The organism is Sphingomonas sp. 37zxx (assembly GCF_000786205.1).
GTDB lineage: Bacteria > Pseudomonadota > Alphaproteobacteria > Sphingomonadales > Sphingomonadaceae > Sphingomonas.
This window is the reverse complement of sequence record NZ_JROH01000008.1, coordinates 45,905-65,477: the sequence shown is the minus strand read 5'-3', so window position 1 is coordinate 65,477 and position 19,573 is coordinate 45,905. Positions and strand designations below refer to the sequence as shown.

Here is a 19,573-nt window from a genome sequence, read left to right as displayed (position 1 = left end):
GTACGTTCCGGCTGTGATCGACGCCGCAACCGAATCAGGGGAAGTTTCGATGGCGAGCCGTGCGCAGCCCAGGCTCTGGCGCGACACCATGCGGGCGGGTGCGATGCGATCGGGCGCGATGCTGGCCGCCGCCGCGCTGCTGCTGCTGGTGATCGCGCTGACGGTGTCGCTGGCGACCTATCGCCCGAGCGACCCGGGGTTCAACACCGCAGCAGGCGGGCCTGCAGAGAATTGGCTGGGGACGCCGGGGGCCTATGCCGCCGACTTGTTGCTATCGCTGTTTGGGGTGCCTGCAGTGATGCTGTTGCCGCTGGGCGTCGTGCTCGCGCTACGGCTGTGGCGCGACCGGCCGGTGGGCGATTGGAAGGCGATGCTGCGCGATTGCACGATCGGCACCGTGCTGATGGGCACCGCGCTTGCCTTTGTTGCGGGCGGTTCGGTGCTGGCGCTGCCTGCGGGCTATGGCGGCATTTTTGCGATGGGGATCGCGGCGGCGGCCAATTGGGCGATCGACTTCATCGGCAATCCAGTCGCCGAACTATGGACCGGGCGCGGCGCCGGCGTGATCGCCGGAATTGCGGGTGCGGTGCTGTGGGGGCGCGGGCTGACGATCCAGTGGGTCGACCGCAACTGGCTGCCGCGCCGCGCGCGGACCGAGCTGGTGGGCGACGCGATCGACGAGGACGACCGTGATTCGGCACCCTTTGTCCTGGCCGATCACGAAGCGCTGATCGAAAAGCGGATGCCATCGGCACCGCGCAAGCCGGTGACCCCCGACAACCGCCCAGCGCCGGTGATCGCCGAGCCGAGCCTCGCCCCGCCGCCCGCCAAGCCCAAGCCGCAGACCAGCCTGGACCTGCGCGATCATTACAAGCTGCCGCCGCTCGACTTGCTTACCCCAGCGCCGGTGGGGGCCAAGAACACGATCGACAAGGCATCGCTCGAGCGCAATGCGCGACTGCTCGAAAGCGTGCTCGACGATTTCCACGTCAAGGGCGCGATCGTCGGGGTGCGGCCGGGGCCGGTGGTGACGATGTACGAACTAGAGCCTGCCGCCGGCATCAAGGCGAGCCGGGTGATCCAGCTCGCCGACGACATCGCGCGCAACATGTCGGCGATTTCGGCGCGCGTCGCGACGATTCCGGGGCGGACGGTGATCGGCATCGAGCTGCCCAATGCGCGGCGCGAGCCGGTGAATTTGCACGAACTGGTGGGCAGCCAGGGCTTTGCCGACCAATCGGCGACGCTGCCGATCGTGCTGGGCAAGAATATTTCGGGCGATGCGGTGATCGCCGATCTCGCGCCGATGCCGCATCTGCTGGTCGCGGGCACCACTGGTTCGGGCAAGTCGGTGGGGCTCAACTGCATGATCCTGTCGTTGCTGTATCGGCTGACCCCCGATCAGTGCCGGCTGATCATGATCGATCCCAAGATGCTCGAATTGAGCATGTACAAGGGCATCCCGCATCTGCTCGCCGACGTCGTCACCGATCCGCCCAAGGCGGTGCGCGCGCTCAAATGGGCGGTCGAGCAGATGGAGGATCGCTATCGCATGATGGCGAGCATCAACGTCCGCAGCCTGGCGAGCTTCAACGAAAAGGTGCGCGCGGCCAAAGCCAAGGGGCAGAAACTGGGCCGCAAGGTGCAGGTGGGCTACGACGATAATGGTCGCCCGGTGCACGAGGAAGAAACGCTCGACCTGTCGGTGCTGCCGCAGATCGTGATCATCGTCGACGAGTTGGCCGACCTGATGATGACCGCCGGCAAGGAGGTGGAATTCCTGATTCAGCGGCTGGCGCAAAAGGCGCGCGCGGCGGGCATCCACCTGATCATGGCGACGCAGCGCCCCTCGGTCGACGTCATCACCGGCGTGATCAAGGCGAACCTGCCGACGCGGATCAGCTTCCACGTGACGTCAAAAATCGATTCGCGCACCATTTTGGGCGAACAGGGTGCCGAGCAACTGCTGGGCAAGGGCGACATGCTGTACATGCCCTATGGCAAGCAGATCAGCCGCGTGCATGGCCCGTTCGTGAGCGACGACGAGGTGCAGGCGGTCGCCGATTTCTGGCGCGCGCAGGGCGAGCCCGATTATATCGACGCGGTGACCAATGAGCCCGACGACGATGCCGGCTTCAGCATGGACGGCGCACCCGAAGGCGGCGACAGCCCCGAAGACCAGATGTATCGCAATGCGATCGCGCTGGTCGCACAGAGCCAGAAGGCATCGACCTCGTGGCTTCAACGCCAGTTGCGCGTCGGCTATAATTCGGCGGCTCGGCTGATCGAGCGGATGGAAAAGGACGGGCTGGTATCGAAGCCCGACCATGTCGGCCGCCGCGAAGTGCAGATGGACGAGGAGGGACGGCCGCTGGCGTGAGCGATTCCCTTTCGACCAAAGATCGGGTAGGCATTCGCACGCTTGGGAGAACGGCCTTGGACAAAGAACGTCAGCAGCGTGAGATCGAGATTAATTTCGATCGGTTCGAGCGGATGCTCGGGCAGTATCTCCTCACTCAACGCGATCGTTTCGCACTGATGCGCGATGGCGAGGTCATCGGGTTCTTCGACACCGCCAGCGCAGCCGGCTTGGCGGGTGCTGCTCGCTTTGAGGACCGGATATATTCGATCCAGAAAGTCACCGACGAACCCGTGGAGTTCGGCATATACGCCCATGCCATCCATTGAATGGCGGCATAGTCGGCGACAATTGCTGCTGCCGGTGGTGATCTTGAGCGCGCCCGATGATCCTAATCCGTTTCTGACGTTGCACACCGTCGGCCTGCTCGACACCGGAGCCACCGGCTCGGCCTTTCACCCGCGAGTGATCGATACGCTGGGGTTGCAGCGTCGGGGGCGGCGTCGTGTGGGAACCGCAAATGGCATCATCGTGGCGGCCGAGGTGAATGCGCGGATCGGCTTCCCGACCGGCGATTCTGGCGACCAGCGCCTATCGTCCGATCCGCAGCGGCTCTATGTGCTCGAAGAAGGGCTACTGGCGTTCGAGCTGTTGGCAAGCTTCGACCACGATGTGCTGATCGGTATGGACGTAATCGGGCAGTGCGACCTGCACATCCGCCGCGATGAAACCGCCACGCTCACGCTGCCCTGAACAGTTCACCCCGCCTTCATCGCGGAACCTCTACCCCGTTTGCATGCTTTGGAGCCCCATGATCGCACTCGCCCCCTATGCCGCGCTTGCCGCGGCGATCGTCGCCCCTGTCGCCGTCGTGGCGCAGCAGGCCCCTTCGCGCGATCTTGCCGCGGTACAGGCGCATCTGCGCGCCACCGAAAGCATGACCGCAGATTTCACCCAGACCGATCGCAACGGCAAGGTGCTGGCGGGCACGCTGACGCTGAAAAAGCCCGGCAAGATCCGCTTTCAATATGAAAAGGGCGTGCCAATCCTGATCGTCGGCGATGGCAAGGCGATCTGGTTCCTCGATTATTCGGTGGGGCAGCGATCGCGCTGGCCGATCGGCGATTCGCCGCTGGGCGTGCTGATCGACCCCAGCCGCGACATCGCCAAATATGCCAAGGTCGTGCCGGGCAATGATCCATCGGTGCTGAGTGTCGAGGCCTATGATCCCAAGCGCCCCGAATATGGCAGGATCACGCTGATCTTCTCGCGCCAGCCATCGGCACCCTCGGGGCTGATGCTGCAAGGCTGGGTCGCGCTGGATTCGCAGAACAACCGCACGACGATCCGGTTGTCGAACCAGCGCTTCAACGTGCCGGTTTCCGATGGAACGTTCCGTTTCAACGATCCACGCAAGGGCGCACGGCGAAGCTGACACTTTGTTCATCCTGGGGCAAGGCGGCTGACCCTAAAGCTGCAAGGGCAAAGCACGGGACTTTCCGGGATTTTCCCCCCTGTTGCCTGGATCGGACCCAGCTTTGCCTTGCGTGACGAACGCTGGTTGGCCCTCGCTCCATGCCCCCGGAGCGGGGGCCTTTCGGTTTCCGGGCCGTGCGACGGGCGGCTGTTCATCGGTCAGGACATGTCTGGCGGTAGCGCCGCAGCGCCGCTACATCGCTGCGCATGACCGACACGCTCAAGATCGCTTCGTGGAATATCAATTCGGTGCGATTTCGCATGGCGATCGTCGAGCAATATCTGCGCGACGCCGCCCCCGACATCCTGTGCTTGCAGGAAACCAAGGTGATCGACGGCGATTTCCCGCACGCGCCGCTGCGCACGCTGGGATATGAGCATATCGTCGTCCACGGCCAGCGGATGCATCACGGTGTCGCGATCCTGAGCAAAATCCCGCTGGTCGAGGATGACCGCTTCGATTGGCAGGCCAATGGCGAGGCGCGGCATATCGGCGTGCGGCTGCCCAACGGGCTGCGGATCGAGAATGTCTATGTGCCGGCGGGCGGCGACGTGCCCGATCGCGAGATGAACCCCAAATTTGGCCAGAAGCTCGATTTTCTCGAACGGATGACCCGCTGGTCCGAAGGACTGGCGGGAACGCCGACCTTGCTGGTGGGCGATTTCAACATCGCGCCGCTCGAAAGCGATGTGTGGAGCCACAAGCAATTGCTCGACGTGGTGAGCCATACCCCGATCGAGATCGAGGCGCTGGGGCGATTACAGGCCGCGAATGACTGGGTCGATCTGGGGCGGCATTTCGTTCCTGCCCCCGAGCGGCTGTTCACCTGGTGGAGCTATCGCGCCAAGGATTGGGCGGCATCGGATCGCGGGCGGCGGCTGGACCATATGTGGGCATCGCGCGATGTCGCCGCGCGCGCGGTGGCGCATGCGGTGGGCGAGGATTGCCGCGGCTGGGAGAAGCCGTCGGACCATGTGCCGATCGTCACCGAGTTCGCGTTTTGAGCGATCCGCAAGCAACGGCGCGCGCGATCGACGCGATGCGGCGCGGCTGGCCCGTGACGATCGCCGGGACCGGCGGCGCGCTGACGCTGCTGGCGATCGAGAGCGCCGATCCGGTGCGGCTGGCGACGTTCGATGCCGGGGCGCAGGCGGGTGTATTGCTGTCGGCGGGGCGTGCGGCGACGCTGAAGCTGGCGAACCAGCGCGATGCCGCCGTGCCCGACGCCCCGGTCCTGGTCGCGCGGGCACCGTGGCTCGATTTTGCGGCGGCGACCGCGCTTGCCGATCCGCAATTCGACCTGGCGACACCGATGAAGGGACCGTTCCGCGCGATCCCGGTGCCGGTTGCCGATGCGGCGGCGGCGGCGCTGCGGCTGGCGCGGATCGCGGGGATATTGCCCGCGTTCTTCGTGATCGAGGGCGGCGAGCCGGCGCTGTCGATCGCCGACATCGACGCGCATGAGGATGCCGGGCGGCTGGCCATCGCCACGCGCGCGCGGCTGCCGATCGCGCATGCCGAGGATGCCGAGATCGTCGCCTTCCGCACCCCCGAGGCAGCGGGCGAGCATGTCGCGCTGCTGATCGGTGCGCCCGATGGCCGCCCGCCGCTGGTGCGGCTGCACAGCGAATGCCTGACCGGCGATGTGCTGGGCAGCCTGAAATGCGATTGTGGGCCGCAACTGGATGCGGCGCTGGCCGCGATGGTGGCGGACGGCTGGGGAATCCTGCTGTATTTGCGGCAGGAGGGGCGCGGGATCGGGCTGGTCAACAAGTTGCGCGCCTATGCGCTGCAGGATCAGGGGTTCGACACCGTCGATGCCAATACGCGGTTGGGCTTTGCCGTCGATGCGCGCGATTTCGGGGTGGCAGCGCGGATGCTGACACTGCTCAAGCAGGACCGGATCCGGCTGCTGACCAACAATCCGGCCAAGGTAGCGGCGCTTGAGGCAGCGGGAGTCGAGGTGGTCGAGCGGGTGCCGCATGCGCTGCCGGCGAACGCGCATAATGCGCGGTACCTCGCGACCAAGCGCGATCGGACCGGGCATCAATTGTGAGGGGGTGGGGGGCAGGCTGACACGCGCCTGCTTGCCCGGTGCGCGATAGCGAATTACCGATGGGTATCGAGGAGTAGGCAAGATGATCCAGCGTCCCCGCTGACAGCGGCACATCATCGCCCGCGGCGTAATCCGCCGACTGAACTCGTGTTCGATAATATCATGCAAAGACTGTTACATAAGACGTGCGTCATCACTGGCGCGGCTCAGGGGATCGGCCGTGCCATCGCCGCGCGCTTCCATGACGAAGGCGCGATCGTGATCGTCACCGACCTCGACGTGGATGCAGGGATGGCTGCCGCCACCGCGATCGGCTGCCGGTTCGAAAAGCTCGATGTGCGCGAGGAAGCCGATTGGCGGCGGATGGCGGACATCATCCCGGCGCTGGACGTGATGGTGAACAATGCCGGGGTTACCGGCTTCGAGCATGGCGCGGTGGCGCATGACCCCGAGCATGCGGGTCTGGCCGATTGGCAAGCGGTGCATCGCGTCAATCTGGACGGCACATTCATGGGCTGTCGCTATGCGATCGGCGCGATGAAGGCGCACGGTACCGGATCGATCATCAATATTTCGTCGCGTTCCGGGCTGGTCGGCGTTCCAGGGGCGGCGGCCTATGCCTCGTCCAAGGCAGCCATCCGCAATCACAGCAAATCGGTCGCTCTCTACTGCGCGCAACAGGGCTGGCAGATACGCTGCAACTCAATCCACCCCGCCGCGATCCTGACGCCGATCTGGGAGCCGATGCTTGGCACCGGGCCGGATCGAGCGACACGCCTCGCCGCGCTGGTAGCCGACACGCCGCTGAAACGATTCGGCTTGCCCGAAGAAGTCGCGGCGATTGCGGTTACGCTGGCATCGGACGAAGCCAGCTATATCACCGGCAGCGAAATCCATATCGATGGCGGGTTGCTGGCGGGATCGGCGGCGCAACCGGGCTGATGCGCGTTCGGGCGACCGGCATCCTAGTGGTCCGATACTGACATTTGCTACCCCCTTCGGCTCAGTCAGGAGCAAATGTCAGGATCTCCAGGACCACTAGCAATTATTTGATTCTAGTGGATTTTATGATTTTGACATTCGCAGCGAGAGCGTGCCGCAGGCGGGATGCGAATGTCAAAATCAATCCACTAGCCCACCAGCCGCGCGACTTCAGCGAAATCGCCTGCGACGTCATGCACGCCGATCGCGCGCAGCGTTTCGGCGTGATCGGGCGGACAATGGGCGCCGGCGTGCAGGCCGATGACGTGTGCGCCCGAAGCTACCGCGCCGGTTGCGCCGACGGGGGAGTCCTCCAGGATCACGCAGCGATCGATCGGCACGCCCAACTGCGCGGCGGCGTAGAGGTATAGATCGGGGGCGGGTTTGCCGCGCGATACGTGTTCGCGGCCCGAATAAAGGTGGTCGCCGAAGATGTCGGCGACGCCGAGATGATCGAGATGGGTGCGGATCCAGTGCGTCGAGCTCGACGAGGCGACCGCGCGCGGCAGGGCGGCGGGGAGCGAGCGCAGGAAAGCGCGGGCACCGGCGACTTCGGCCAATCCTTCGCGCAGGACGCGGGCGTCCTCTTCGGCGCGGGCGGCATGGAAATCATCGGGGATGGTGCGGCCGATATAATCCTCGACCCTGGCGAGGAAGTCCTTGCCCGACAGCCCCATGAAGTTCGCCATCGCATCGGCAGGGGTGGTGGGATGGCCGAGATTGGTCAGATAGTCGGCGAGGTGGCGGTTGCCGGCATATTCGCTTTCGAGCAGCACGCCGTCAAAATCGAAGAGGATCGCATCGAAACGCATGGAAATTCCGTTCGTTGAAAAGGCGTAAGGGCTGATAGTTCAGCCGCGCTGGCCAAATAGCGCGCTGCCGACGCGGACATGCGTTGCCCCCAGCGTGACGGCGGTTTCATAATCGCCCGACATCCCCATGCTTAGGCCGACCAGACCGTGGTCGCGCGCGAGCTTGGCCAGCAGCGCGAAGAAAGGCGCGGCTTCGATGTCGAAGGGGGGCACCGCCATCAGCCCGGCCAGCGGCAGATCGGCAGCGCGCGCGGCGTTGAGCAACGCTGGCAGATCGGCGATGGCGACGCCGCCCTTTTGCGGCTCGCCCCCGATATTCACCTGGACGAAGCAGGCGGGGCGGCGATCGGACTTGTCCATCGCCTTGGCAAGCGCGGTCACCAGCGAGGGGCGGTCGACCGAATGGATCGCATCGAACAGCGCGACCGCTTCATCGGCCTTGTTCGACTGAAGCTGCCCGACCAGATGCAGTGCGATGCCGGGGGTTTCGGCCTGGAGCGCCGGCCATTTGCCCTGCGCCTCCTGCACGCGGTTTTCGCCGAAGGCGCGCTGGCCGGCGGCGATCAGCGGGCGGATCGCGTCGGCGTCGTGCGTTTTCGATACCGCGATCAGCGTTACGTCGGCGGGCTCGCGGGTGGCGGTGCTTGCGGCCTTGGCGATGCGCGCCTGGACGGCAGCTAGCGCGATACGGGCTTCGTCTGGGGTCATGGTCGCGGCTATAGGCGGGGGGATGCAGCGCCGCCACCCCCTGCCCCACCCGCCTTTCGGCACCCTGGCTGTTCCAACGGCGTGGCTGATGACCGATGAGCGAATGGGCGACGCCTTATGGACTGCGCTCGAACGGCTGCCACGCGGCAGCGGCATCGTGTTTCGCCATTACGCAACGCCATTGACCCAAAGGCGGGCGTTGTTCGCGCGGGTGCTGACGGTGGCGCGGCGGCGGCGGCTGGTGCTGCTACGCGCCGGCGGGGTGGCGATGCGCGGCGAGATGGGGGTGCATAACCCGCGCGGTCGGCAACCTAGGCGGGGCATGAAGACATGCGCGGTGCATAACCTTGCCGAGGCAGTGGCGGCACGGCGCGCCGGGGCCGATGCGGTATTCGTGTCGCCAGTGTTTGCGACACGATCGCATCCCGGTGCGCGGGGGCTTGGTGTGGTTCGGCTGGGGCTGTTGCTACGCAGTGTTGCCGGCGCGGCGGTGGTGATGGGCGGGATCGACGCGGCGGCGATGCGGCGGTTGCGGGGCTTGCGCGTCTATGGCTGGGCCGGGATTGATGCGTGGAGCCGCCCGGTCAGCGCCTGATCCAGGTGCCGGGGCTGTCACCACCGCGCAGCCAGGCCTTTGCCGGCGCATCGCCGAGCGCATAGGCTTGCAAAAAGCGGGTGCTTGCAGTGACGGCGGCGGCGAAATTGGGGTCGGCAGGGGTGCCGACCAGCTCATGCCCGGCCCCGGCATAGCTGATGGCATATTTATCGCCGGCGGGCGACGTCTGCACCGGCATGAGATGATCCTGCCAATCGGTGACGACACCCGGCACCATGTCGCGATCGCCGGTGATGAGCAGGATTGGCAGCGCGTCGCTGGCATAGGCATGCGGCTGAATCAGGCCGGGCAGGCGACCGGGCGAGGAAAAGCCGATCACCGCCTTGATCGTCGGGTCGCGGAAGTCGCCGATATAGGACAGCCCGCCGCCCAGGCACAAAGCCGACAAGGTGCCAAAGCTGTGGCCGGCGGCAATCACCGGCAATGTTGGCCAGGTGGCGGCGGCATAGGCGCTGGCGGCCTTGAGATCGGCGATCCGCTCGCCGAAACTGGCCTGCATCGTGAATTTTTCCCGGCCCGGATAGCGCAATGAATCGACATGGAGCGGCGCGACGACCGCAAAGCCTGCGGTCTTCCAGGCCGAGGCAAGCGCGTCATATTTTTCGGGCGATGACCCGTGGCCGGTCGACAGCAGCACCACGCCCTGTACTTTTTCGGGCACCCAGGTGGTGAGGGTAGTTTCACGCTGCGGTGATATGCGAAGCGGAATTTGCGCGGTGGGATCGGCAAGTGATGGGATGGACCAGATGAGCGACACCGCCAGCCCGAGAATCGTCGATAACCGCATCATCCTATCCAGCCCCCTGTCCTGCCGGACCCAGCCGACTTTGCGAGCAAAGCTGGCCTATTGCGAACCGTTTCGCAACCGTCAAAAGCGGAAGGCGGTACCCACATATACCGCCTGGCTATCGCGGCGGTTGTCGGGAAGCTGTTGCAGGCGCAACCGATCGCTTTCAGTGCGGTAACGGACACCGGCGGTGACATCGAGGTTGCGCGTCAACGAATAGGACGTGCCGACATCGACCGAATAGCTGGGGGCTTCGGCGACCAAGGTTGGCTGGTCGATCGTCGGCTTGGCGGCGTTGGCAGCAACTCGGCCACTGAGGCGACGTCCGGTGTAGCTTACCCCGACATCGACCGAGTCGCGACCACCGGGCAGCGCCGCGGTGTCGAGCCGCGACACATCGCCCGATACCGCGAACCGCCGCCAGCCGACCGACATGCCCAGATTATAAGCGATGGGCTGCAAACTGACCGAGGTGCGGGTAGGCACCGCAATCCCGCGTGCCATGCCGCCATCGTCGCGGATAGTACGCGCGCGCACCGCAACGGTGACTTCCTTGCGCTTGGCATGCGCTTCGGACGGGGTGAAGCGGAAGCCGGTGGCCGACAGGCCGGTGCGGGCAAGCGCGGCGGCGAGCCGGGGATCGGCCGAGGCAGGCGTAAAGGAGCCGATGCCCGAACGAGCAAAGGACGGTGCCTTGCGGAGCTGCCGAACTTCCTGCTCACCGGGAGCGCCGATCGCGGGCGCAAGCGCGAAGCCGGCGACGATTACCGCCACCGCTGCAACTCCACTTATCCCACGACGAACCGACATGCCCAACCTTTGTATCAAGACCATTGCAATACCATGACTCAGGCTTGCCGTTCCATGCCCCAGGCGCATTTTGTCTGACCTGTGGCTAATCGCACACAGCGGCGCGCGCCGGGCGCTGCTTGCGAGGTTCGCCACAGCATCTATAGAGGCAGTTCGTAGCGTCCCTGTCCCTTGAGGAATCCGCCGATGTATCGCCGTCTGGCTCTTGTTTTTCCGCTCGCCCTAGCGCTGGCCGGCTGCGGTGGCGGCGGCGACCGTCCGCGCGAGCTCGCCGCATCGCAGATCACCACGATCGGCGTGAACAGCTATTTGTGGCGTGCGAGCCTCGACACGCTGAGCTTCATGCCGCTGTTGCAGACCGATTCGAACGGCGGCGTGATCGTTACCGATTGGTATATCAACCCCACCACCCCCACCGAGCGGATGAAGGTAACGGTGTCGATCCTCGATACCGACCTGCGCGCCGATGCGGTGCGGGTGGCGGCGCTGCGCGAAGTCAATCGCGGTGGCCAGTGGGTGGCAGCGCCGGTGCAGGCCGCGACGGTGCAAAAGCTCGAAGACGTGATCCTGACGCGCGCTCGCGATTTGCGCCGCTCCGCAATCGCTGGCTGAGGATAGACCCCCTATGGCGTCACGCTTCAACGCGCTGAAGGCGGATGCGGCGTGGCAAAAGGTGTGGGAAGACCGCGCCACCTTTGCCGCGCGCGACGACAGCCCCAAGCCCAAAAGCTATGTCCTGGAAATGTTTCCCTATCCTTCGGGGAAAATCCATATGGGTCATGTCCGCAATTACACGATGGGCGACGTGCTGGCGCGTTTCCGGCGGATGCAGGGGATGGAAGTGCTCCACCCGATGGGGTGGGACGCCTTTGGGATGCCCGCCGAGAATGCGGCGATGGAGCGCGGCGTCCATCCGGGCGGCTGGACCTACGAAAACATCGCGACGATGCGCGCGCAGCTCAAGCGGCTAGGCTTCGCGCTCGATTGGACGCGCGAGCTCGCGACGTGCGATCCGGCTTATTACGGGCATGAGCAGGCGCTGTTCCTCGATCTCTATGCCGCCGGGCTGGTGTATCGCAAGGAGAGCGCAGTCAATTGGGACCCGGTCGACATGACCGTGCTTGCCAATGAACAGGTGATCGACGGGCGTGGCTGGCGTTCGGGCGCGCTGGTCGAGCGGCGGAAATTGTCGCAGTGGTTTTTGAAGATCACCGATTTTGCTGATGAATTGCTCGATGGGCTTGGGTCGCTCGACAAGTGGCCCGACAAGGTTCGGCTGATGCAGGAGAACTGGATCGGCAAGAGTGTGGGGCTGCAGTTCAGCTTTGGGCTGAACCTCCCCTCCCGCCTGCGGGAGGGGTCGGGGGAGGGCCTGTCTTCGACCCAACCGCCCGAACATTCCCTCCCCCAGCCCCTCCCGCAGGCGGGAGGGGAGCAGTCGGTCGAAGTCTTCACCACCCGCCCTGACACGATCTTTGGCGCGAGTTTCGTTGCGGTCGCCGCCGATCATCCGATCGCGCAAGCCCTTGCCCACGACCCTGAAGTCGCCGCGTTCATCGCGCGGTGCAAGCAGGGGGGCACCACCGCCGCCGAACTCGAAACGCAGGAAAAATTGGGTTTCGACACCGGGCTGACCGCGACGCATCCGTTCGATCCGACGTGGCAATTGCCGGTGTACATCGCCAATTTCGTGCTGATGGACTATGGCACCGGCGCAGTGTTCGGCGTGCCGGCGCACGACCAGCGCGATCTCGACTTCGCGCGGAAATATGATCTGCCGGTCACGCGCGTCGTCTGCAATGGCGATGCCACCGATCCGGTGTTTGAAGGCAACGAAGCCTATACCGGCCCCGGCGCGCTGGTGAATTCGCGATTCCTCGACGGGATGGACATCGACGCCGCCAAGCGCGCGGTGATCGGGCGCGCCGAGGCCGAAGGCTGGGGGCATGGCACCACTGTATGGCGGCTGCGCGATTGGGGCGTGTCGCGGCAACGCTATTGGGGGACGCCGATCCCGGTCGTCCATTGCGACGATTGCGGCGCGGTGGCGGTGCCTGCCGATCAACTGCCGGTGGTGCTGCCACAGGACGTGAGCTTCGACATTCCGGGCAATCCGCTCGACCGGCATCCGACCTGGAAGCATGTCGATTGCCCGACGTGCGGCAAGCCCGCGCGGCGCGAGACCGACACGCTCGACACTTTCGTCGATTCATCGTGGTATTTCATCCGCTTCGCCAGCCAGCCCAAGGACAAGCCGTTCGACAAGGCGGTGGCCGAAAGCTGGCTGCCGGTGGCGCAATATATCGGCGGGGTCGAGCATGCGATCCTGCATTTGCTATATGCGCGATTCTGGACGCGGGCGCTGCGGCATATCGGCAAGCTCGATGTCGCCGAGCCGTTTGCGGGACTGTTCACGCAGGGGATGGTGACGCACGAGACGTACAAGTCGGCGAGCGGCAAATGGCTATCGCCCGAGGAAGTACGCGATGGCACCGAGATCGCGACCGGCGAGGCAATCACGCTCGGCCGCATCGAGAAGATGTCGAAGTCGAAGAAGAACACCGTCGATCCGACCGGCATCGTCGACCAATATGGCGCCGACGCGGTGCGCTGGTTCATGCTGTCGGACAGCCCGCCCGAGCGCGACCTGCAATGGTCCGAGAGCGGGATCGAGGGGGCGTGGCGCTTCGTCCAGCGGCTGTGGCGGCTGTTCGATACGGTGGAACCGGCGGAAGGCCAGGACAAGCCGCTCGATCGCAAGCTGCACCAGACGATCGCTGGCGTCGCGGGCGACATCGAGGCGCTGCAGTTCAACAAGTCGGTCGCCAAACTCTACGAACTGGTGAGCGCGATCGAGAAGGCAGCGCCTTCGGCATCGCGTACCGCCGCGATCCGCGCGTTGATGCGGATCGTCGCGCCGATGACGCCGCATATCGCCGAAGAAGCCTGGGCGGCGATGGGGGCCGAGGGGCTGATCGCCGACGCACCCTGGCCCGAAGTCGATCCGGCGCTGCTGATCGAGGACGAAGTGACGATCGCGATCCAGGTCAATGGGAAGCTTCGCGATACGCTGACGGTCCCCAAGGGCATGGCGCGCGAGGACGTCGAAGCCGCTGCGCTGGCATCGCCCAATGTGCTACGGGTGCTGGACGGCAAACCGCCGCGAAAGGTGATCGTCGTGCCCGACCGTCTGGTCAATCTGGTCGCATGAAGCGGCTGATCGCACTGCTGGCGCTGGCCGCCGCGCTGCCCGGTTGCGGGATGCAGCCGCTTTATGGCGGCGGCCCCAATGGTGCGGTGCGGCAGACACTCACCTCGGTCGAGGTTGCGCCGATCGAGGGGCAGCAGGGCTGGCTGATGGCCAATGCCTTGCGTGATCGGCTGGCGGGCGGCGACAATGGCAGCGCACGATACCAGTTGCAGGTGGTGCTCGACGACCAGATTATTGGCCTTGGCGTGCGGCAGAACGATACCATCACGCGCGAGCGGCGGACGTTGCGCGCGCGCTATCAACTCGTCGATCTCGCCAATGGCGGGGTGCTGGTCGATGCCACTGCGGGGTCGGACGCCGGGATCGACGTCGTCGGCTCCGAATATGCGACGATCGCTGCCGAACAGACCGCGCTGGAGCGGCTGTCGGGAATCGTCGCCGACCAGATCGTCGCGCGGATTGCGCTGTACGCGCAGCGCACCGACGGGGTGGAGTGAACCTCAAGCCGCAGGCGATGCGCGCGCGCCTGGAGGCGCCCGACGCCGATACGCGGCTGTACCTGCTCCACGGCCCCGACGAAGCGAGCGCCAATGAACTGGCAGGGCGGCTGGCCAAGTCGCTGGGCGACGGCGCTGAGCGCGTCGATTTCGACGGCGGTTTTCTGAAGAACAACCCCGGACGGCTGGCGGATGAAGCAGCATCAATGTCGTTGTTTGGCGATCGGCGCTATATTCGCGTGTCGGGGGCTGGCGAGGAATGTCTCGAGGCGTTCACGCTGCTGCTGGCCGCCGAGCGTGCGGGCAATCCGGTGGTGGCGATCGCGCCGACGGTGAAGAAATCAGGCAAGATCGTGAAGCTGGCCGAGGGCGCACGGACGGCCGCTGCCTGCGCCTTCTACGTGCCTGAGGGGCAGGAAGCGGTACGGATGGTACAGGGTATCGCACGCGACCACGGGCTGCGATTGGGCGCGCATGTCGGCGAGCGATTGCTGGCGGCGACCGGCGGCGATCGTGCGATCCTGGCGCAGGAGATCGAAAAGCTCGCGTTGTTCGTCGACGCTTCGCCCGACAATCCGATCGACGCCGATCTCGATGCGATCGAGGCAATCGGGGCCGATCTCGACGAAAGCGGGATGTTCGCGGCGATCGAGGCAGTGATCGGCGGCGACGCACCGGGCGCGGCGGCGGCGCTGCATCTGGTGAGCGCGGAAAATGCGAACATTCCGATGCTGCGGCAATTGGTGCGGCGGCTGATGGCGCTGGCCGAGATGCGGCGCGAGGTCGATGGCGGCGAAGGGATCGAGGCCGTCGTCGAGCGCAATCGCGTCTTTTGGAAAGAAAAGCCGAATGTCGTCAAGGCGTTGCGGAAATGGTCATCGCCGCAACTGGCGCGCGCGATCGACCGGGTTCGCGCGGCCGAACGGGCGATTGTCGCGCCGTCGAACGCGGGGACGATATTGGCCGAAGGCGAGTGTTTGGCGATCGCGCGGGCGGCGGCGCGGTTCGGCTGAGCACGAACAGGGGATAGGCCGCGACCTAGATTCTAGATCACGTCGCCGCTGAGCCGCTGACAGACCATGTCGAGCTGGTCGAGCGTTGAGTAGCTGATCGTCAGCACTCCCCCCTGCCCGGCATGCGCCACCCGCACGACCAAGCCCAGGACGTCGCCGAGCTGGCGTTCAAGCGCTTCGATATCGGCATTGCCATCGGAGCTGACGGGATCATGCCCGCCGCCCGACTTTCTCGGACTGCCGCCACCTTGTTTTTCGCGCGCGAGCTTTTCGGTCTCGCGTACCGACAGCCCCTTGGTGATGACTCGCTCGGCCAGCGTTTCCGGGTCTGGGGCGTTGATTAGGGCCCGGGCGTGACCCATGGTGAGCGCGCCTTCGATCACCTGTTTCTGCACCATCACCGGCAGGTCGAGCAGGCGAAGCAGATTGGCGACATGGCTGCGCGATTTACCGACCAGCTTGGCGAGCGCCTCTTGGGTGTGGCCAAAGGCTTCGATCAATTTGTGATAGGCATCGGCCTCTTCGATTGCGTTGAGATCCTGACGCTGGATATTCTCGACCAGGGCGATTTCGAGCGTTTCGGCATCGTCGAGGTCGCGGACGATCACCGGCACCTCGTGCAGCCGGGCGCGCTGCGCCGCGCGCCAGCGGCGTTCGCCAGCGACGATCTGATAATCCTTGCCGTGCGGGCGCACGACGATCGGCTGGATCAGCCCGCGCTGCGCGATCGATTGCGCCAAGTCTTCGAGTGCGGCTTCGTCGAAATGGCGGCGCGGCTGCCCTGGATGCGGGGTGAGCGAACTGACCGGCAGCATCCGCAAGCCCGACGCCGTTGGCATGCTGCCATCTTCATTGGGTGCGTCGCGCGCAGGCGCGGCATCCCCTAAAAGCGCGCTGAGACCGCGACCGAGACCGGGACGCAGCTTGCGCGGCGACGAAGCGGGGGCCGGATCGGTCATGCTGCTGCCTTGGTTAGGTTGGGGAGCCGGCTGATCACTTCGCGAGCAAGCGCAATATAGGCCTGCGAACCGGCGCATTTATAGTCGTAGATGAGCGCGGGCATGCCGTGGCTTGGCGCTTCGGACAGGCGGACGTTACGCGGGATCACGGTTTCGAACACCACTTTGCCGAGCACGGTGCGGACGTCATCGGACACCTGATCGGTCAGCCGGTTGCGGCGATCATACATCGTCAGCACGACGCCGAGGATCGACAGGCCGGGATTGAAACGGCTGCGAATCCGTTCGACGGTGGTGAGCAACTGGCTCAATCCCTCAAGCGCGAAGAATTCGCATTGCAGCGGCACGAGCAACGCATGCGATGCAACCATTGCGTTGATCGTCAACAGCCCAAGCGATGGCGGGCAATCGATCAGCACGACGTCCCAATGCTGGGCGCCGCGAGCGATCGCCTGGTCGAGGCGATGGGTGCGCGCTTCAAACTCGATCAGTTCGATTTCGGCACCCGAGAGATCGACGGTCGCGGGCACGATGTCGAGCCGGGGCACGCGCGTAGCGATCGCGGCTTCTTCGGGCGAAGTATCGCCGACGAGCAGATCATAGCTCGAGCGTTCGCGATCATTGCGACCGATGCCAAGGCCGGTCGAGGCATTACCCTGCGGATCGAGGTCGATCAGCAGCACGCGCAGCCCGGTCGCGGCGAGCGCGGTGCCGACATTGATGGCGGTCGTGGTCTTGCCCACCCCGCCCTTTTGGTTCGCAACGGTTACGACGATCATCGAAGCATAACCCCTTTCGCGACCACGATCACCGAATTCGCTGCGGTGACGCTCTGTTCCACGTGAAACATGCCATGCCACCTGTGCTGCGCTAATTCCAACTCCGATTGGCCCGAACGCCCTTTCGGCAGCAGCCAAAGCGTATTTTTGTCGGCGAGGTGCGATGCCGAATCAAACAGCGGATCGAGTGCGGTGACCGCGCGGGCCGACAGGATCGACGTCGGCCCTGCCGCCTTGACGACCTCGATTCGCGACTGAGCGACGGTGGCTGAGAGGCCCAATGCATCGACGGTCTCGGTAAGGAAATCGGCACGGCGGCGACGCGGTTCGACCAGCAGCACGGGGCGTGATTGCAAGATCGCAGCGACGATACCGGGAAGGCCGGCACCGCTGCCGATGTCGATCCAGCCGCCCTTCGCGGTATGCGCCTGCGCGAGCAACACGAGCTGCGCCGAATCGACGATGTGCCGCGCCCAGAAATGATCGAGCGTCGACGGCGCAACCAGGTTTTGTGTGGCCGCGCCCGCACGGACGAGTGCCGCATAGGCGGCGAGCCGTTCGACCGATTCGGCAGGCCAATGGGTGCTGACCCAGGTTTTGGCGTCGTCTTCGGTCATGCGGCCTGGCGCTTTGCGTGCAAGAGGATTGCGGTCATCGCGGCAGGGGTGATCCCGCGGATTCGCGCGGCTGCACCGATGGTGGCTGGGCGGGCAGCCGATAGACGCTCGGCCATTTCCGCCGACAGGCCGGGCACCTTGGTGAAACTGAGTTGCGGCGGGATCGGGATTGAATCATTTGCGCGCATCGTCGCGATCTCGGCGGCCTGGCGTTCGAGATAGGGGGCGTAATGCGCGTCCTGCACTGCCTCGCTGAGAATGGCGGGGCCGAAGCTTTCGAGCGAATCGAGGACATGCTCCGGCTGCACGGCAGGAAAGCGAAGCCAGTCGGCACCACTTCGTCGCCCGGCATCGAGCGCGACATCCGCCCCGCGCAAGCGGAGCGCGTGCGGCGACCAGGGCTGTTCCAATGCGGTATCAAGCCGCTTCCGCTCGGCCTGGACCGCGGCGAAGTGCGCCGCACGTTGCGGGGTGATGCAGCCAAGTGCGAGGCCCAAGGGCGTCAGACGGCTTTGGGCGTTGTCAGCGCGAAGATGCAGGCGATATTCGGCGCGGGCGGTGAGCATCCGATACGGCTCGGTCACGCCCTGCAACACCAGATCGTCGATCATCACGCCGAGATAGCTGGCGGCGCGGTCGAACATTGCCGGTGCCAAGTCACACGCATGCGCGGCGGCGTTCAGGCCGGCGACCAGCCCCTGCCCTGCCGCTTCTTCGTAACCGGTGGTGCCGTTGATCTGGCCGGCGCAGAACAAGCCGGGAGCGCTGCGAACCGCCAACGTCGCTGCCAGCGCACGCGGATCGATATGATCATATTCGACCGCGTAGCCCGGCGTAGTGATCGTGGCGCGCTCGAGCCCTTCGATCGAGGCGATCATCACCGCCTGAACATCGCTGGGTAGCGAGGTCGATATGCCATTGGGGTAGATGGCCGGATCATCGAGCCCTTCGGGTTCGAGGAAAATCTGGTGGCCGTCGCGATCGCCGAAGCGGTGAATCTTGTCTTCGATCGAAGGGCAATAGCGCGGTCCCTGCGCGTCGATCGCGCCGGTGAACAAGGGAGAGCGCGACAAGGCGGCGCGGATAATGTCGTGGGTACGATCATTGGTCCGGGTGATCGCGCAGAATAGTTGGGGCAGCCGGGCATCGGGCGTCGACACGGGCGACATCGTCCAGCGTTCGTCGTCGGAGGGCTGCTGGGCAAGGCGCGCCCAGTCAATCGTGCGCCCATCGAGCCGGGGCGGCGTGCCGGTCTTAAGCCGTGCCATCGGCAGACCCTGATCGCGCAATTGCTGGGCGAGCCGGGTAGCGGCGCGCTCTTCGATCCGGCCACCTTCTGCACGCTCTTCACCGCGAAAGATGCGACCGCCGAGGAAAGTGCCGGTCGCGAGCACGACGGCGCGCGCGTTGATCGTGCTGCCGTCGGCCAGAGTGATGCCGCCGACACTGCCGTCTGGGTGGAGCAGCAGTGCAGTGGCTTCACCTTCGCCGATGGTGAGGTTTGGCTGGCGCGCGAGCATCGCCTGAATCGCGGCGGCATAACGCCTGCGATCGGCCTGGATGCGCGGCCCCTGCACCGCGCTACCCTTGCTTCGGTTTAGCATACGATAATGAATCGCGGCGGCGTCGGCGGCGCGGGCGATCAACCCGTCAAGGGCGTCGACTTCGCGGACCAGATGGCCCTTCCCCAGCCCACCGATCGCCGGGTTGCACGACATCGCGCCGATGGTGCTGCGGTCGAAGCTGAGCAGCAGCGTCCGAGCGCCCCGCCGTGCAGCCGCAGCGGCGGCTTCGGTGCCGGCATGGCCACCGCCGATCACAATCACATCATAGATCATGACCGATGATTAGAACCCCGATGCGCCACCGTCAAAGCTGTTCCACGTGGAAC

Annotated in this window: 20 protein-coding genes; 12 read left to right on the top strand and 8 right to left on the bottom strand. The window is 65.3% G+C overall.

What is annotated here, in order from left to right; genetic code table 11:
* The first annotated feature begins 49 nt into the window (after positions 1–49).
* From QU44_RS04990 to QU44_RS04960, 7 genes are all read left to right on the top strand, one after another.
* Positions 50–2,380 carry an FtsK/SpoIIIE family DNA translocase gene (locus tag QU44_RS04990; protein ID WP_033920723.1) on the top strand — a complete coding sequence of 777 codons (2,331 nt, stop codon included), beginning with the start codon at positions 50–52 and terminating at the stop codon, positions 2,378–2,380.
* Positions 2,377–2,688 (top strand): hypothetical protein, encoded by a 312-nt coding sequence (locus QU44_RS18460; RefSeq protein ID WP_197054246.1) that lies wholly within the window; start codon positions 2,377–2,379, stop codon positions 2,686–2,688. The genes QU44_RS04990 and QU44_RS18460 overlap by 4 nt, the downstream gene beginning before the upstream one ends.
* A complete protein-coding gene (locus QU44_RS04980; RefSeq protein ID WP_197054245.1) occupies positions 2,675–3,112 on the top strand; it encodes an aspartyl protease family protein in 438 nt (145 codons plus the stop codon). The genes QU44_RS18460 and QU44_RS04980 overlap by 14 nt, the downstream gene beginning before the upstream one ends.
* A gap of 58 nt (positions 3,113–3,170) precedes the next feature.
* A complete protein-coding gene (locus tag QU44_RS04975) occupies positions 3,171–3,794 on the top strand; it encodes a LolA family protein (protein ID WP_033920604.1) in 624 nt (207 codons plus the stop codon).
* Positions 3,795–4,042: 248 nt separating this feature from the next.
* On the top strand, positions 4,043–4,840 hold the full coding sequence (gene xth / locus QU44_RS04970; RefSeq protein ID WP_033920602.1) for an exodeoxyribonuclease III: 798 nt from the start codon (positions 4,043–4,045) through the stop codon (positions 4,838–4,840).
* Positions 4,841–4,875: 35 nt separating this feature from the next.
* Positions 4,876–5,892: a GTP cyclohydrolase II gene (gene ribA / locus QU44_RS04965; RefSeq protein ID WP_052134360.1), complete on the top strand. Its 1,017-nt coding sequence runs from the start codon at positions 4,876–4,878 to the stop codon at positions 5,890–5,892.
* A 162-nt stretch (positions 5,893–6,054) separates the two neighbouring features.
* Entirely contained in the window at positions 6,055–6,834 is a 780-nt protein-coding gene (locus QU44_RS04960) for an SDR family oxidoreductase (protein ID WP_033920721.1), read from the top strand.
* Between the two features lie 188 nt (positions 6,835–7,022).
* Here QU44_RS04960 and QU44_RS04955 read toward each other — a convergent pair whose 3' ends face one another.
* Positions 7,023–7,685 carry an HAD family hydrolase gene (locus QU44_RS04955; protein WP_033920600.1) on the bottom strand — a complete coding sequence of 221 codons (663 nt, stop codon included), beginning with the start codon at positions 7,683–7,685 and terminating at the stop codon, positions 7,023–7,025.
* Positions 7,686–7,724: 39 nt separating this feature from the next.
* Positions 7,725–8,393 (bottom strand): YggS family pyridoxal phosphate-dependent enzyme, encoded by a 669-nt coding sequence (locus QU44_RS04950; protein WP_033920598.1) that lies wholly within the window; start codon positions 8,391–8,393, stop codon positions 7,725–7,727.
* 88 nt (positions 8,394–8,481) lie between these two features.
* On the opposite strand from QU44_RS04950, the gene QU44_RS04945 reads away from it, so the two are divergent.
* Complete coding sequence (locus QU44_RS04945; RefSeq protein ID WP_231621617.1) at positions 8,482–8,988, top strand: thiamine phosphate synthase; 507 nt, start codon at positions 8,482–8,484, stop codon at positions 8,986–8,988.
* Here the strand turns inward: QU44_RS04945 and QU44_RS04940 are convergent.
* Both QU44_RS04940 and QU44_RS04935 read right to left on the bottom strand, forming a co-directional pair.
* Positions 8,978–9,799 carry an alpha/beta hydrolase family protein gene (locus tag QU44_RS04940; RefSeq protein ID WP_033920597.1) on the bottom strand — a complete coding sequence of 274 codons (822 nt, stop codon included), beginning with the start codon at positions 9,797–9,799 and terminating at the stop codon, positions 8,978–8,980. The genes QU44_RS04945 and QU44_RS04940 overlap by 11 nt on opposite strands.
* A gap of 78 nt (positions 9,800–9,877) precedes the next feature.
* Entirely contained in the window at positions 9,878–10,570 is a 693-nt protein-coding gene (locus QU44_RS04935) for a hypothetical protein (RefSeq protein ID WP_231621616.1), read from the bottom strand.
* A gap of 222 nt (positions 10,571–10,792) precedes the next feature.
* Here QU44_RS04935 and QU44_RS04930 point away from each other — a divergent pair, with 222 nt between their 5' ends.
* From QU44_RS04930 to holA, 4 genes are read left to right on the top strand one after another with little or no spacing between them, the layout of a single operon-like run.
* A complete protein-coding gene (locus QU44_RS04930) occupies positions 10,793–11,218 on the top strand; it encodes a DUF3576 domain-containing protein (RefSeq protein ID WP_033920595.1) in 426 nt (141 codons plus the stop codon).
* A gap of 13 nt (positions 11,219–11,231) precedes the next feature.
* Entirely contained in the window at positions 11,232–13,817 is a 2,586-nt protein-coding gene (leuS, locus tag QU44_RS04925; protein ID WP_033920593.1) for a leucine--tRNA ligase, read from the top strand.
* The gene (gene lptE / locus QU44_RS04920; protein WP_033920591.1) at positions 13,814–14,314 is read left to right on the top strand and encodes an LPS assembly lipoprotein LptE; all 501 of its coding nucleotides are present in this window, start codon (positions 13,814–13,816) and stop codon (positions 14,312–14,314) included. The genes leuS and lptE overlap by 4 nt, the downstream gene beginning before the upstream one ends.
* Positions 14,311–15,327 carry a DNA polymerase III subunit delta gene (gene holA / locus QU44_RS04915; protein WP_331377428.1) on the top strand — a complete coding sequence of 339 codons (1,017 nt, stop codon included), beginning with the start codon at positions 14,311–14,313 and terminating at the stop codon, positions 15,325–15,327. Before lptE ends, holA begins: the two co-directional genes overlap by 4 nt.
* Positions 15,328–15,359: 32 nt before the next feature.
* On the opposite strand, the gene QU44_RS04910 is transcribed toward holA, so the two are convergent.
* Genes QU44_RS04910 through mnmG form a run of 4 tightly spaced genes read right to left on the bottom strand, consistent with a single transcriptional unit; the run spans position 15,360 to position 19,520 of the window.
* Complete coding sequence (locus QU44_RS04910) at positions 15,360–16,286, bottom strand: ParB/RepB/Spo0J family partition protein (protein ID WP_033920589.1); 927 nt, start codon at positions 16,284–16,286, stop codon at positions 15,360–15,362.
* Positions 16,283–17,065 carry a ParA family protein gene (locus QU44_RS04905; RefSeq protein ID WP_033920586.1) on the bottom strand — a complete coding sequence of 261 codons (783 nt, stop codon included), beginning with the start codon at positions 17,063–17,065 and terminating at the stop codon, positions 16,283–16,285. Before QU44_RS04905 ends, QU44_RS04910 begins: the two co-directional genes overlap by 4 nt.
* A complete protein-coding gene (gene rsmG, locus QU44_RS04900) occupies positions 17,062–17,682 on the bottom strand; it encodes a 16S rRNA (guanine(527)-N(7))-methyltransferase RsmG (RefSeq protein ID WP_033920584.1) in 621 nt (206 codons plus the stop codon). Before rsmG ends, QU44_RS04905 begins: the two co-directional genes overlap by 4 nt.
* Complete coding sequence (gene mnmG, locus QU44_RS04895) at positions 17,679–19,520, bottom strand: tRNA uridine-5-carboxymethylaminomethyl(34) synthesis enzyme MnmG (RefSeq protein WP_033920582.1); 1,842 nt, start codon at positions 19,518–19,520, stop codon at positions 17,679–17,681. The genes rsmG and mnmG overlap by 4 nt, the downstream gene beginning before the upstream one ends.
* Positions 19,521–19,573: the final 53 nt, after the last annotated feature.

Coding starts and splice junctions, on each gene's coding strand:
- QU44_RS04990 (WP_033920723.1), top strand. CDS start 50: ATGGCGAGCCGTGCGCAGCCCAGGCTCTGGCGCGACACCATGCGGGCG.
- QU44_RS04980 (WP_197054245.1), top strand. CDS start 2,675: ATGCCATCCATTGAATGGCGGCATAGTCGGCGACAATTGCTGCTGCCG.
- QU44_RS04975 (WP_033920604.1), top strand. CDS start 3,171: ATGATCGCACTCGCCCCCTATGCCGCGCTTGCCGCGGCGATCGTCGCC.
- xth (WP_033920602.1), top strand. CDS start 4,043: ATGACCGACACGCTCAAGATCGCTTCGTGGAATATCAATTCGGTGCGA.
- ribA (WP_052134360.1), top strand. CDS start 4,876: ATGCGGCGCGGCTGGCCCGTGACGATCGCCGGGACCGGCGGCGCGCTG.
- QU44_RS04960 (WP_033920721.1), top strand. CDS start 6,055: ATGCAAAGACTGTTACATAAGACGTGCGTCATCACTGGCGCGGCTCAG.
- QU44_RS04955 (WP_033920600.1), bottom strand. CDS start 7,685: ATGCGTTTCGATGCGATCCTCTTCGATTTTGACGGCGTGCTGCTCGAA.
- QU44_RS04950 (WP_033920598.1), bottom strand. CDS start 8,393: ATGACCCCAGACGAAGCCCGTATCGCGCTAGCTGCCGTCCAGGCGCGC.
- QU44_RS04945 (WP_231621617.1), top strand. CDS start 8,482: ATGACCGATGAGCGAATGGGCGACGCCTTATGGACTGCGCTCGAACGG.
- QU44_RS04940 (WP_033920597.1), bottom strand. CDS start 9,799: ATGATGCGGTTATCGACGATTCTCGGGCTGGCGGTGTCGCTCATCTGG.
- QU44_RS04930 (WP_033920595.1), top strand. CDS start 10,793: ATGTATCGCCGTCTGGCTCTTGTTTTTCCGCTCGCCCTAGCGCTGGCC.
- leuS (WP_033920593.1), top strand. CDS start 11,232: ATGGCGTCACGCTTCAACGCGCTGAAGGCGGATGCGGCGTGGCAAAAG.
- lptE (WP_033920591.1), top strand. CDS start 13,814: ATGAAGCGGCTGATCGCACTGCTGGCGCTGGCCGCCGCGCTGCCCGGT.
- QU44_RS04910 (WP_033920589.1), bottom strand. CDS start 16,286: ATGACCGATCCGGCCCCCGCTTCGTCGCCGCGCAAGCTGCGTCCCGGT.
- QU44_RS04905 (WP_033920586.1), bottom strand. CDS start 17,065: ATGATCGTCGTAACCGTTGCGAACCAAAAGGGCGGGGTGGGCAAGACC.
- rsmG (WP_033920584.1), bottom strand. CDS start 17,682: ATGACCGAAGACGACGCCAAAACCTGGGTCAGCACCCATTGGCCTGCC.
- mnmG (WP_033920582.1), bottom strand. CDS start 19,520: ATGATCTATGATGTGATTGTGATCGGCGGTGGCCATGCCGGCACCGAA.